This window comes from Niabella drilacis (assembly GCF_900101395.1).
Taxonomy (GTDB): Bacteria; Bacteroidota; Bacteroidia; order Chitinophagales; family Chitinophagaceae; genus Niabella; species Niabella drilacis.
In genome coordinates, this window is sequence record NZ_FMZO01000014.1 from 54,369 (window position 1) to 66,839 (window position 12,471).

At 48.1% G+C, this 12,471-nt stretch carries 8 protein-coding genes; 5 read left to right on the forward strand and 3 right to left on the reverse strand.

Annotated elements, in window-relative coordinates; translation table 11 throughout:
- Positions 1-32: 32 nt before the first annotated feature.
- The gene (locus tag BLS44_RS20070; protein WP_090392025.1) at positions 33-2,183 is read right to left on the reverse strand and encodes a S46 family peptidase; all 2,151 of its coding nucleotides are present in this window, start codon (positions 2,181-2,183) and stop codon (positions 33-35) included.
- A gap of 373 nt (positions 2,184-2,556) precedes the next feature.
- Here BLS44_RS20070 and BLS44_RS20075 point away from each other — a divergent pair, with 373 nt between their 5' ends.
- The gene (locus BLS44_RS20075) at positions 2,557-3,951 is read left to right on the forward strand and encodes a glycoside hydrolase family 140 protein (protein WP_090392026.1); all 1,395 of its coding nucleotides are present in this window, start codon (positions 2,557-2,559) and stop codon (positions 3,949-3,951) included.
- An 8-nt stretch (positions 3,952-3,959) separates the two neighbouring features.
- Here BLS44_RS20075 and BLS44_RS20080 read toward each other — a convergent pair whose 3' ends face one another.
- The gene (locus tag BLS44_RS20080) at positions 3,960-4,928 is read right to left on the reverse strand and encodes a 2-hydroxyacid dehydrogenase (protein WP_090392027.1); all 969 of its coding nucleotides are present in this window, start codon (positions 4,926-4,928) and stop codon (positions 3,960-3,962) included.
- A gap of 242 nt (positions 4,929-5,170) precedes the next feature.
- On the opposite strand from BLS44_RS20080, the gene BLS44_RS20085 reads away from it, so the two are divergent.
- The 4 genes from BLS44_RS20085 to BLS44_RS20100 all read left to right on the forward strand — a co-directional run bounded on the left by BLS44_RS20085 (position 5,171) and on the right by BLS44_RS20100 (position 10,725).
- Entirely contained in the window at positions 5,171-5,503 is a 333-nt protein-coding gene (locus BLS44_RS20085) for a PadR family transcriptional regulator (protein WP_090392028.1), read from the forward strand.
- Positions 5,504-5,519: 16 nt separating this feature from the next.
- Positions 5,520-7,673: a PspC domain-containing protein gene (locus BLS44_RS20090; RefSeq protein ID WP_090392029.1), complete on the forward strand. Its 2,154-nt coding sequence runs from the start codon at positions 5,520-5,522 to the stop codon at positions 7,671-7,673.
- 135 nt (positions 7,674-7,808) lie between these two features.
- Positions 7,809-10,229, forward strand: a complete 2,421-nt coding sequence (locus BLS44_RS20095) for a TonB-dependent receptor (protein WP_090392030.1) — start codon at positions 7,809-7,811, stop codon at positions 10,227-10,229.
- Positions 10,230-10,239: 10 nt separating this feature from the next.
- A complete protein-coding gene (locus BLS44_RS20100; RefSeq protein WP_090392031.1) occupies positions 10,240-10,725 on the forward strand; it encodes a nuclear transport factor 2 family protein in 486 nt (161 codons plus the stop codon).
- 27 nt (positions 10,726-10,752) lie between these two features.
- Here the strand turns inward: BLS44_RS20100 and BLS44_RS20105 are convergent, their stop codons facing one another.
- Positions 10,753-12,465: a TlpA family protein disulfide reductase gene (locus tag BLS44_RS20105; protein ID WP_090392032.1), complete on the reverse strand. Its 1,713-nt coding sequence runs from the start codon at positions 12,463-12,465 to the stop codon at positions 10,753-10,755.
- Between the last annotated feature and the right edge of the window lie 6 nt (positions 12,466-12,471).

Sequence of the window (12,471 nt, forward strand, 5' to 3'; positions counted from 1 at the left end):
AGGCTTTGCTGATCACAGGGTATGCCCCCTGGTCATCTCACCAGCTTCAGTTCATTAATAATATTGGTAGCACCACCCAGTTTATCAATGCACCACAATACATAACGGATATCCACATTGATGGTCCGGTTCAGATCCTTATCAAAGGCCAGTTTGTGGCTGAGGGCTTCGTAGTTACCGTCAAAAGCCAGCCCCAGCAGCTCTCCCCGGCCGTTGATCACCGGCGACCCGGAATTTCCGCCCGTGATATCGTTGGAGGAAATAAAATCGATCACCAGGTCCTTGCGTACCGGATCCATATACTGGCCAAAATCCTTGTTCTTTAATAACCCGATCTGTTTTGCCGGCAGATCATATTCATAGTCACCCGGTTTGTATTTTTCCAGCACTCCTTTTGAAGTAGTCACATAATCATAGAATACGGCATCCCGGGGTTTGTAGGCTTTTACCTGCCCATAGCTGACCCGCATGGTAAAGGTCGCATCCGGATACATCATCTTTGCCTTTGCGGGATCCATGGACATTACACCTTTTAAGTATAACCGGCCATAATCCATGTTTTTAGCCGTAAACTCCTGGTATTTAGGTCCTGCGCCGGCCTGGTAGTTGCGGATAAATGCGCCGGCATGGGCAAATGCGGGGTCTTCATCCAGCGCCTTCAGATCCGGGTTTGCTGTAAATGCGGCCCATTTTGCATCGTCGAAAATAAACGTCCTGGTAAAAACGTCGGCCGCATACTTATCCCAGCCATTGGCGCCATAAACAGCCAGTAGCCGGGTATAAAAATCAGCAGGCTGCTGGTCCTTATCCACGTTTTCATAGAACATACGGGTAGCCGCCGCCAGTATGTGCTGATCGGAAGGCTTATCTTCTTCCTTTAAAAACTCAGCACGGGCGTCAACAGCACCCGATACCAGTTTTGCCACTTCTTCTTTTGAAGCGCCGGACACCAGCGCATTTCTCAGTGGGATCAATGATGCCGCAAAATCAATAAGCGGAGATCCCATAATACCTTCGTTCAGGTACACCCTAGCTTTGGCATAAGGCTTCCATTCATCATAGGCCTTTGCCCAGTCTGCAAAGATGTTCTGGAATTCCGGCTTACCTTTTGCCCAAACATTGAAACGGTCTTCCGCGGCCTTTTTCTGACCATAAACATCGTACTTCAGCAGCTGTTTGCTTTCCCCGTCAAAAAACTTCCAGTAGTTGGCTATGCCGGCATAACTGGAAGCCAGTTTTAATTTTATTGCCGGATCTTTTCTCATCTGCTCAAACATGTATTTCAGCCGCATATCCCTTAGTGTTACCAGGGTAGGATTATTCACGTCTGTGGCCAGCTTGATCCCATAGGAAGATTCATACCGGTTGGTACCACCGGGATATCCCCAGATCATGGTAAAATCGCCTTCCTTCACCCCCTTTAAGGAGATGGGCAGGAACCACCTGGGTTTTAAAGGAACATTGGAGGGGTCATAAGCCGCCGGCTTGTTCTGCCTGTTGGCATATACGCGGAAAATAGAAAAATCGCCGGTATGGCGGGGCCATTCCCAGTTATCGGTATCGCCACCAAATTTACCTACCGCTTCAGGAGGCGTTCCTACCAGGCGTATATCATTATACCGCTCGTATACAAAAGCCAGGTACTGGTTGCCTTTAAACAGGGGGCTTACCCGGGTTTCTATACTGGCAGCCGCATCGCTCATCCGCTTGTTGATCGCCGCCAGCACTTCCGTTTGCTTATCGGCCCGCTCTTTTCCGCTCAGGGAGCCTAATGCCGCTGTAACCTCTTTGGTTACATCCTCGATCCGCAGCAGGAACTGAACGCTCAGTCCTGTTTTGATCTCTTCGCCCTTGTTGCGCGCATAAAAGCCATCCCGTAAATAATTGTGATCAACAGTGCTGGCGCTGGCAATAGCATCATAACCACAGTGGTGATTGGTAAAGATCAACCCTTCCGGGCTCACGATCTCACCGGTACAGCCGCCGCCAAAGATAATGATGGCATCCTTCAATGAATTTTTATTGACGCTGTACAGCTGTTCCTTGCTCAGCTTCAGACCTTTTTGTACCATATCCTTGTATACCTGCTGACCCAGCAATTGCGGCAGCCACATTCCTTCATCCGCATAGGAGCGGAATACTGCCGTAACAAAAACCAGCAGCAACAGAAAACTTCTCTTCATTCGATTCATCGATTTTTTAGACTAAAAAAATGAGGATCCTTCCTCATAACAAGCGCCCAAACATACAACAAATGTTTGCAAGTTTTTATACCGTGCAGATTAGCGGGGGTTGCTTCGGGAAGCCCTTTTAGATAGTTCTTAAAAAAAGGGGAATTTCATTAACAGAAATATGATAAAAATATCCGGGACTTAAATAAACAGGATCCAGGAAGAATAAAAATTGGTTTTGGTAAAATTGAAATAGTAAAAACCGACCGCCGGTGGTTCATTTTTGCGCTCTTCCGCAACCGGCCCGGGATTTTGGCTACCTTTATAACGGTTATTTTTTAAGCTGAAACATTGCCTGCCAACCCTGTTATTATATTACCATCCCATGAAAAAAACATTTTGTTTGTTCCTGTACCTGCTTTACGGCAACCTGTATGCACAGGTAAGCGTTGATGCCACAAAAACCTTTTTACAGGAAAGGGGAAAACCTTTTTTCTGGCTGGCCGATACAGGGTGGGAGCTGTTTCACCGGCTGAGCAGGGAAGAAGCGATCCATTACTTGAATGTAAGACAGCAACAGGGCTTCAACGTTATTATGGCTGTTGCTTTGAGCGAGCTGGATGGCATTAATACACCTAACTATTATGGCGACCGGCCTTTTAAAAACAGGGATCCGCTGCAATGGGATGAAACTCCCGGGAATGATCCGGCCAATGCCGCAGCATACGATTACTGGGATCATGTGGATTTTGTGATCCGGGAGGCTGCAAAAAGAAAGATCTATATAGGCCTGTTGCCGGCATGGGGCGATAAAGTGGTACCCGGGGCATATGGTCCAGTAATTTTTACAACCCCGGATATTTCCTATGCTTACGCCAAAAAATTAGCCACGCGGTATAAGGCTCAAAAAAATATGATCTGGATCCTGGGGGGCGACCGGCCGGCCATTACCGGTACTGCCGATTACAGGCCTGTATGGCGTGCAATGGCCAAAGCGATACGGGAGGTGAGCGGGAACGGCGTATTTATTGCCTACCATCCCGGGTGGCATACCAGCGCCTACTTTAAAGAAGAGGACACCTGGCTGAGTATGAATGCGATTCAGAGCGGCCATGCCACAAGAGAAATGCGGATATGGGATTCTGTACGGGCCGATCTGAAAACGCTTCCCAAAAGGCCTTTTATGGATATGGAGCCCTGTTACGAGGATCATCCCGTTTTTCCCTGGGATGGCAAATGGACAAGAGCCGGAAGGGGCTATTTTTCAGCCTATGACGTTCGCGCAAGAATATACCGGGGCGTATTCTCCGGTGGCTGCGGGGCTGTATATGGCCACCACCAGGTATGGCCGTTTACAGACACCAGCAGAAATAAGCCGGTTTATATCGGGGATACGTTAATCGGATGGAAAAAGGCGATCGGTTCACCCGGCGCCGGGCAAATGCAGTATCTGAAAAAGTTACTGGAAGCGCATCCTGATTTTCACCGGGTTGAAGACAGCCTGCTTATTGCCTCAAACCGGGGAACGGATTACAGGGACCTCATTATCGCTACTCGGAACCAGGACAAAACCTATGCCCTGATCTACCTTCCGCAGCCCCAAGCCATCCGGGTAAACCTGGACCTTCTGCGGGAAGGCAGAAAGAAAATAACCTGGTTCAACCCCGCAACCGGAGCTTCACGGGTGCTGCGGCAGCCATATAACGGGAGTATACAAACTTTTGATCCTCCGGACAAAAACCAGAAAGATTGGGTCCTCGTCATTGACGTATTACAATAAAACAAAGGCTACTGATATACATCTGCATTTACAATGGTTGGCAGCCGTTCGCCTTTTAAACCGGCGATCACATTCTTTGCCGCCATTACGGCCATCGCATCACGGGTTTCTACAGTGGCCGAGCCGATATGTGGCAAAATGCACACATTGGGCATTTTAAGCAGGGGGTTGGCCGGATCCATCGGTTCCGGGTTCGTTACATCCAACCCCGCGCCCCAGATGGTATTGCTTTCCAGAGCTGCTTTCAGATCCGTTTCATTATGCAGCCCGCCTCTTGCCGTATTCACAAAAATGGCATTGTGCTTCATTTTCTCAAACGCCGCCTTATCAAACAGTTCTTTTGTCTGTGGAGAGAAATTGGCATGCACGGAAAGCACATCACTTTGCGCCAGCAATTCCTCAAAGGAAACATACCGGGCACCCAGCTCTTTTTCGGCTTCTTCATTACGGTTCCGGTTATGATAGATCACCTGCATATCAAAAGCGGCCCGGCATTTCCTGGCCATTTCATAGCCGATCTTACCCAGTCCGAATATTCCCAGTACCTTCCCATCCAATTCAACCCCCAAATCGGCAACCGGCTCAAATTCCTGCCATTTACCGTCCAGAATTTTATGATAGTTATAAAATGCCTTGCGCGATACAGCCAGCATCAGCAGGAAGGCTGTATCCGCTGTGGCCCGGCTCAGCACCCCCGGGGTATTGCCTACCGGGATCCCCAAACGGGTGGCTGCTGCTATGTCTACATTATCATAACCCACGGAAAAAAGAGACAGCACTTTTAAATGACGGCAGGCCTCCAGTAAAACAGCATCTGCTTTTACAAAACCGGCGCTCAGCAGGGCATCGTATTGTTGCACCTGTGCGATAAGCTCCTCCTGTGGCAATGTTTTTGCGGCAATCGTATAAGAAATACCTGCCTCCTGTAAAAGATCCAGCCCTTTTTGAGGAATTTGTTTGGTAATGAATACGTTCATAGTAAGACGTTTATTAGTGCAAAGTTTATAGTGCAAAGCGGGCACAGATAAAGAAAAAGGGAACCGGAATATCTATGGGCCGTTCACCATTGCCTCTTCGCTATTACCTATTGCCCGGTAACGAAACTACCGTTATTCACCGACATTTTATTTTCTTTTACCGGTAAAAAACGTCAAACAAGGTACTATGTATTGCCAAATACTAAAGTTCGCCAATATCTTTGTGATACAATTGACAACCAATGAACATTGATAATACACAAAGCCAGATGCGGAAGGGAATTTTGGAATTCTGCATTCTGTCTGTGATCAAAAGAGGGGAGGCGTATCCAAGTGATATTATTGAGGAGATGAGAGCGGCTGGTTTACAGATCCTGGAAGGAACACTTTATCCCCTGCTTACCCGGCTAAAGAACGCAGCCATGCTTACTTACCGGTGGGAGGAAAGCAACAGTGGTCCGCCCCGGAAATATTTTTCCCTCACAGAAAAAGGCGAGGAGTTTTATAAAGAGCTGGAACAGACCTGGAACGAATTATCAAATGCAGTGAACACTTTAAGAACGAAAACCCGATAACTACAAAACAATCATAATGAAACAGATCATCAACATACAATTAGGCGGCCGCAGTATTGCCATTGAAGATACGGCAGCACAAAAAGTGCAGCAGTACCTGGAAAGCCTGCGCGCTCATTTTTCAAAAGAGCCCGGGCGGGATGAGATCCTTGCAGATATTGAGGCCCGTTTTTCCGAGCTCATGTTTGAAAAACTGCGCAAAGGAGCGCCCCATATTGCCGAAGCGGATGTGGATGAAATGATTGCCACCATGGGCCGGCCGGAAGATTTTGCCGAAGAGGCCGGAACCGATAGCCAGGCGCAGGACAGCAGCAGCCAAAGCCGCTTTGCAGCAGGAAGCCGCAAACTGTACCGGGACGCCAATAACAAAGTGCTGGGAGGCGTATGCAGTGGTGTGGCCAACTGGATCAATATCGACCCATCCATTGTTAGGGTGCTGTTTGCCATTATTGCCTTTGGAAGCTTTGGCACCGGTTTACTGATCTATATCCTGCTCTGGATCTTTTTACCTGCCCGGGACCTGGAGGGCTACAAGGGCAAGCGCCTGTTCCGCAATCCTGATGATAAAAAGATTGGTGGTGTAGCCAGCGGTATTGCGGCCTATTTTGGCAAGGAGGCCAATACGGTACGGCTGATCTTTGCCTTGCCTTTTATTCTCAGCATCATCAACGGTATTTTCAGTCACGGGAATTTTGACCCCTTCCGGGGCGTATTCTTCGGCTCGCTCAGCGGCACTTTTCTTACCGCCTATATCATCCTCTGGATCGTATTGCCGGAAGCCATCAGCCCCTATGAAAAAATGGAAATGCATGGCCAGCCGGTGGATTTGAACTCTATTAAGAATAACGTTCAGAATTCGATGGGCGACGTTTCCAGCAGGATCAGGAACTGGGGCAAGGAAGTTCAGGACTCAGCAGAACGGTTTGGCAACTCCGGCACAACCTATGGGCGTAATTTTGGCAGGGAATTTGGCAGCGCCGCAGGACGGGGTGCCCGCGGACTGGGGCATGGCATTGCCGTAGTGATCAAAGCCATTTTCCTCATCATCTTCGGAACCATTATCTTTTCTCTTTTTATAGGACTGCTGGCATTGCTGTTCAGCGGCTATGTATTTGCTCCTTTTAATAATTTTTTATGGACCAGTGAAAACCAGCAGTTCCTTGCCTGGGCCACCGTACTCCTGTTTATCGGCGCTCCCATTGTGGGATCGGTGATCTGGCTGTTCCGCATGATCCTGAACGTGACCACACCCGGCAACTACCTGAACTGGCTGTTTGGAGGTCTCTGGGCCTTTGGATGGGTGTTCCTTGTACTGTTTGTGAGCAGTATCTCCAGGGACTTTAAGAGAAACCAGTCGGCTGAAACATCTGTTGCCATTACGCAGCCCCGGAACGGCAAACTGATCCTTACCGTTTCCCAGCCGGAACTGGAATTCAACGGTGATTTTACCTGGATGCGCGATACGGATGGGGATCGTATTTCCGGGTTTAGTCTTACTAAAGACACCCTGAAATTATCCGACATATCAATCCTGTTTGAAAAGAGCCCCGACTCGCTGTACCATGTAGCTATCGACAGGCAGAGTTTTGGCAATACGGATGAAGAGGCCCTGGCCCGCCTGAATAAGATCCACTACACCGTTAGTTCGGCAGACAGCATCCTGGACCTGGCCAGCGGTTTTTCGGTTGATAAAACCAGCAAATACCGGATGCAGCGGGTTCAGGTGATCGTTCAGGTTCCTGTTGGCAAAAAAGTACAACTGGATCCTTCCGTAAATGAAAAACTCAACACCCTTGATATTGAAGTAGAATCCGGGAAAGCCGGTATCCGCCGCATACGTGAAAGAAGGAATTACCGTTATTATACCCCCAACATCGCCTATACCATGATGGAGAACGGCTCGCTGAAAAGTGAGCATGAACCCGAAGAAAGCAATACCATCACCCCCGGGGCTGACACCACTTACAGATGGAAAGAGCCGGCCGGCAGTAAGGACTCTGCAAAAGAGGTACCCGCCGGAACCTACCGCTACTCTTCTGCTGCCGAAACGGTTCAAAAGGATTCAGCGGCCAGTTCCAAACCGGTTAATCTTTCTAAAGAAGAACTGAACCACCTGTTGCAGCAAAAGGAAAAAGAGATCGAAGAGCTGCGTAAAAAAGTAAACCGGTAACCAAATCCACCGGGCAATCTTCCTGAGGTTGCCCGGTAATTCCCACTTCTCATACCAGCAGCAGGCCAGGCTATGCTGCTTTAAAAAACGGGCATACTCCCGTAAGGGACCCTTATGGCCTAAAAAATACAAAATATGAATCTTGCCATCCGCCGTATCACAACCCAGGTCTTGCTCTCATTGATCTTCCTGAGCCATTTGCAGGCACAGGAACAACCCGTCCGCAAAACGATCTCCGGTCTTATAAAGGACAGTCTTACAAAAGAACCGCTGGCATTTGCCACGATTGCCGTTCTTACAAAGGCGGGTACTCCGGACACCGTGCTCTCCTGTAATGAACAGGGCCTTTTTACTGTTACCCTGCCGCCAAATGGCCGGCTTACATTCACCGCAACCGGTTACCATCCAAAAACAATGACCGCAAACGCTCTTACATTCCTGCCGGAGCCGGTCATTTACCTGAAAGCACAATTGCAGGAATTAAAGGGCGTAACGGTAACTTCCACCAAACCGCTGATCCGGCGTGAAGTGGACAAGCTTATCTATAACATGGAGGCAGACCCGGAAAGCAAGTTCCGCAGCACGCTGGATATTCTAAAAAAAGTACCTTTTCTTTCAGTAACGGCACAGGGTGGCCTGTTGTTTAAAGGCAATTCCAGCTACCGGATCCTGATCAACGGAAAGCCATCCGGCATGATGGACAATAATCCTTCGGAGGTGCTTAAAAGTTTGCCCGCATCCACCATCCAGGACATCGAAGTATATACAACGCCCCCCTCCAAATATGATGCAGAAGGCCTTGCCGGCGTCATTAATATCATTACCACCAAAAAAGTGGGGGAAGGTTATAAAGGCACCCTTAACCTGAATGAAAGTATTCCAACCGGCGGGCCCGGTGCCGGCTTTTCCTTTACTGCCACACATAAAAAATTCGGGGTCGAACTATACGGCGGCGCCAACAGCACGCATAATCCTGCGGCCCAAACCAGCATCAGCCGCACTACAACCGGCGATCAGCCAACACAATTAGCCGTTTCCGGCTCCGGTAAAAATAACAATAACGGCCGGTACCTTGGCTCGCAGTTCAGCTACGAGATCGATTCGCTCCAGCTGGTTACGGCCCAGCTGAATGCAAACGGCTTTTATTCAAAAGGGCAGGTTTCAAGATTTTCTATGCTGCAGGATGCCGCCACACTGTTACAACAATTTCGCCAGCAAAATACAGTCCGGGGTAAAAATAATGGCTTTGACGGATCACTGAACTACCAGCTGGGGTTTAAAAAAGATAAGTCAAAATTGCTTACGGCCTCCTACCGTTTTATGCAATATCAAACCGGGAGCCGTTCAGAAAACGGCTTTACCGAACTGGTCCATTATGATATTGCCGACTTTAACCAGTTTAACAATACCGCTATACAGGAACAGACCGGCCAGGCCGATTATATTCAAACAGTCAAAAAAATAAAACTGGAAGCGGGGATAAAAGCCATCTTCCGGCAAAATCAAAGCAACTTTCATACGCTGCAATATGATGGCAGCACCTTTATTGAGGACCCGGCCCAGCAAAACGTGTTTACCAACAATCAAACGGTACTTTCCGCGTACAACACCTATATGCTGGCCTTAAAGCAATGGAGCTTTAAGGCGGGCGCAAGGCTGGAACAAACCACGAATCATATCGACTTTCAATCTACCCGCACACAGGTACAGAATCATTACCTCAACCTGATCCCTGCCGTTGTTATCAACCGCAACAACACGAACGGAAGCTATATCAACCTGGGGTATAGCCAGCGATTAAAACGCCCCGGCATTAACCGCCTGAACCCGTTTGTAAACCGTTCCAATCCCGATTTTGAAGAAACGGGCAACCCCCATCTTAAAGCCACGCTGTTGCATAACTTTGACCTGGGCTACGGCTTTAACCGGAAGCAGTCCCTTAATATAGGACTTAACTATGCATTTGCGCACAACTTTGACCTGCGGTCTTCCCGCTATGATCCTGCCACCCGCATTACCTATATTACCTATTCCAACTCCGGCGATATTGCCGCCCTGGTGCTGCATATGAACCTGAACCTTACGGTTACAAAAGCATTGAAAACAGTTATCAACGGGAACCTTGCGCATTTCTGGATCGAGACCGATGCAGACGGCCCGCTTCAAAAGCTGACCCGCTTCCTTTATTCGGCGTCCATGAACCATACGTATACCTTTAGTAAAGACTGGACCGTCACGGCCTCGGCTGATTTTATCGGGAAGAATATTGCGCCCGCCCAGGTACAGGGTACCGTTAATGGTTTTATTGCCACCAGCTTCGGAGTGAGCAGGAATTTATGGAGCAATAAACTGGCCCTGTCCGCCTATGTCAATAACCCCTTTACCAGATACCGGAATAACCGTACAGAAATATCCGGCTTCAACTTTGTGCAGACAGATATAACCGAGGAGTACTTCCGCAAAGCGTGCATCAGCATTAACTACAAATTCGGCAAGCTGAAGCAGGACATAAAGCGCAACAAACGGGGTATTAATAATAATGATGTAGCCAATTAAATTTATAAACATGAAAAAGATCTTTTTAACACTTGCCCTCGCTGCAGGCGCAGGACTGATACATGCCCAGGAGGCACGCACATCATCCCTGTTTCTGCAGTTACAGGAACGTGACAGCCTGCTTTTCGATCGCGGCTTTAACCACTGTGATCTCTCTTCTTATGACACAATCATTGCTGAAGACCTGGAGTTTTATCATGATGTGGCCGGCATTACCAATGGAAAAGCAGCATTTATAGCTTCCGTAAAAAACAATATCTGTGGCAGCGCCAGCAAAATAAAACGCGAACTGGAGCCCGGAAGTCTGAACGTTTATCCACTTTTCAAAAAAGGAGTCCTGTACGGTGCACTGCAGGAAGGAATGCACCGTTTCCAGGTTCTTGAAAACCAGCAGTGGCGAAGGGTCGGCATAGCGCGGTTCACCCATTTATGGATCCGGGAAAACAACACCTGGAAGCTAAAGCGGGTAGTCAGTTACGATCACAAGGCGCTGTAACATTCAACCTGTACCTGGCGCATTGCATTACTTTAATCCTGTTGCTTCCGCAAACTTCTCCCGGCTTAGCTCACTCATGAAGCTGATCCTGTCAGAACTGATATTCCCTCTTTTATCAATTACAATATAAGTGGGATAACCCCCATTTGCATTTAGCTTTTTGCGGAAGGCACTTTCCAGCTCTTCATTTATAAAAATATGGGTGCCGGATGGTTTCAGCGTCCCGATCCGGTTTTTCCAGGTCTCTTCATCGGAGCCCGATGTGGTGCACAGGTAAATATACTCCACCGGCAGGTCCTTCGTTTCCTCGTGCAGTTTTTTGCTATTGGTAATATCTGCTATACAGGGGCCGCACCAGGTAGCCCAGATATCGATCACCAATGCCCTGTCTTTAAATTTCGATCTTAGGTTGCTGATAAACCGATCGATATGATCGATGCTATCCAGCCGGTAGAGCCGCGCTCCGAAAGAAAGGGCAGCAACTGGTTTTCCAATAAAAAAGCTATCGGAACGCAGCACCCCGGACGATTGAAACAATTGCTGTACTTCTTTCCGGCTGGCGGTAAATGCATTTAATTCCTGCTCCACCACCTGCTTGGTCCATCCGGTCTTCATGGAGTTTAATAACAGGGGAAAGGAGGCACTGAAATCGTCTTTCCCCAATTCCATTAACGATAATTTCAAAATATCTGTGCGGGGGTTGGTACTGTTTTTTTCAATACGCTGAACAAATTGCTCAAAGTTAGCTGCCTGTACTTCCTTCTTCAGCAGCGTGTACCGGCGCGCATATAAACGTTTAAGAATTGCTGCTTTATCTTTTCTTTCAGCAGATTCGTATTCCTTAATGGAATCCAGCACTGCTTTTTGCCCGTTGGTATACGTATTATATTTTAAATAGAGCAGGTCCTGTAATGCAGGTGTTGTTTGATCATTTGCAAAAGCATAGGTGTGTGACAAGTTTCTGTAGAAGCCGGCGCCCTCATTGCTCATAAAACAGGGCTGATGCGCAATGGCTTTTTTGTATAAATTATTGGTAGAGCTGTCTACGCTCCTTAAAGCCACGATTACCCATTCGTAGAACCGGGAATCGGTTTGGTTTCTAATCGCCCATTCGTAGCCCGGGTTGTCTTTTATATAAGCATCATCCAGTTGTTTCAAGGCCGCATAAATGGAATCCGCCGTTACCAGGAAAGAAGACTGGGGCAATTGTTTATTTGCCGCATCCAGGCAAACCTGTACCAGCCTTGAGGACAGACTATCCCCCAGGTCTTTTTTGTACAGGGTCTTTTTACACAGTGCTTCGTTCAACCCCGCATCCGTACCTTTAAAGGAAATACCCGTTCCAAATAGATACGCCTCCTTTTTAACGACCCCGGCATCAATAACCACTTCAAGGTCCGTATTTACCAGGATACCGGTGTATAGATAGTCGTCAACCGTTAACCAAACCTGCTGGTAGGGCAGGTTCTCATTCATTTTTATAACAGCCCGCCCATGATCATCAAGCGTGGCAAAACCGGTAACCTGCGTAGTTGTGCCCAGATGTACTACCGTATATTTTACTTTGGTTCCGTTTAAGGACCTGGTGCTGTTCATAACGGTGATCTTTAGTTCGGGAACTTCTCTCAACCGGAGATAGGCATCCATTTCCTTATCATCAATGGGCAGGGCCCGGTTGTTTTTTTGCGCAAACAACGATACGGACAGGGCCAGTACCGCCACAGTAGCCAGGATCTTCATGATTAT

Excerpts from the sequence above, each read along its gene's own strand:
- BLS44_RS20095 (WP_090392030.1), top strand. The coding sequence starts at position 7,809 with ATGAATCTTGCCATCCGCCGTATCACAACCCAGGTCTTGCTCTCATTG.
- BLS44_RS20080 (WP_090392027.1), bottom strand. The coding sequence starts at position 4,928 with ATGAACGTATTCATTACCAAACAAATTCCTCAAAAAGGGCTGGATCTT.
- BLS44_RS20070 (WP_090392025.1), bottom strand. The coding sequence starts at position 2,183 with ATGAAGAGAAGTTTTCTGTTGCTGCTGGTTTTTGTTACGGCAGTATTC.
- BLS44_RS20105 (WP_090392032.1), bottom strand. The coding sequence starts at position 12,465 with ATGAAGATCCTGGCTACTGTGGCGGTACTGGCCCTGTCCGTATCGTTG.
- BLS44_RS20075 (WP_090392026.1), top strand. The coding sequence starts at position 2,557 with ATGAAAAAAACATTTTGTTTGTTCCTGTACCTGCTTTACGGCAACCTG.
- BLS44_RS20085 (WP_090392028.1), top strand. The coding sequence starts at position 5,171 with ATGAACATTGATAATACACAAAGCCAGATGCGGAAGGGAATTTTGGAA.
- BLS44_RS20090 (WP_090392029.1), top strand. The coding sequence starts at position 5,520 with ATGAAACAGATCATCAACATACAATTAGGCGGCCGCAGTATTGCCATT.
- BLS44_RS20100 (WP_090392031.1), top strand. The coding sequence starts at position 10,240 with ATGAAAAAGATCTTTTTAACACTTGCCCTCGCTGCAGGCGCAGGACTG.